We start from the raw sequence: 647 nt of genomic DNA on the forward strand, positions 1-647 counted from the left end.
TTCACCCCCCTCCCGTACCTGCAACCAGACCGTAATCACTTTCACCACCAACGGCAGGGTAAACACCCCGGTCGCCATCAGCAGGTGCCACAGGCCATTATTCACCACCCAGCCCAGCAGGGTCAGGAAATATTCCAGATAGCTATTGGTCGTCATAATCCCCTTCCCGGACTGGCTGACAGCGCATATTCACACAACAGGATAAACAGCACATTCGCTGCCATCATGCGTATTAACACGGCACGGGTTGCCGGTTTGTTTTCCGTCATCGTCCAGATTTTCCGGCCCCCCAAAATCAGTAACGTATAAAGGCTTAACCGCCACACCCGCCAGAGCGACGGATAATCTGCCAGCCCGCGATGCAGCGCAGACAGGGTGTCGGGATACCGCATGCCGGCCTGGCCGAGGGCTAACGTCACGGTCATCACCAGGACGATAATCCCGCCTAACCGGAGACCTTGTCTTAATCCTGAACGTTTTTTTTCCATCATTGACCTGACCGGTGAGGGGCGTCCAGCTGAGAAAACCGCGCATCCGGGCTGTCTGGAACCTGTTTTTGCGGATGGGCGTTAATGCGCTGCGTATCCCGTTCAATAATGGTCAGGATGGCATTGCGGGACAGCGCCTGTTTCAGGGCCATTTCATTT

1 protein-coding gene and 1 pseudogene are annotated in these 647 nt (G+C 55.3%); both read right to left on the reverse strand.

What is annotated here, in order from left to right:
• Positions 1–156, reverse strand: a pseudogene (locus tag Xinn_RS23075) (conjugal transfer protein TraG N-terminal domain-containing protein); the annotation flags it as partial.
• Positions 153–425 (reverse strand): hypothetical protein, encoded by a 273-nt coding sequence (locus tag Xinn_RS21320; protein WP_422645982.1) that lies wholly within the window; start codon positions 423–425, stop codon positions 153–155. The gene Xinn_RS21320 and the pseudogene Xinn_RS23075, both read right to left, overlap by 4 nt.
• Between the last annotated feature and the right edge of the window lie 222 nt (positions 426–647).

The organism is Xenorhabdus innexi (genome assembly GCF_002632485.1).
Classification (GTDB): Bacteria; Pseudomonadota; Gammaproteobacteria; order Enterobacterales; family Enterobacteriaceae; genus Xenorhabdus; species Xenorhabdus innexi.

Excerpts from the sequence above, each read along its gene's own strand:
- Xinn_RS21320 (WP_422645982.1), bottom strand. The coding sequence starts at position 425 with ATGACCGTGACGTTAGCCCTCGGCCAGGCCGGCATGCGGTATCCCGAC.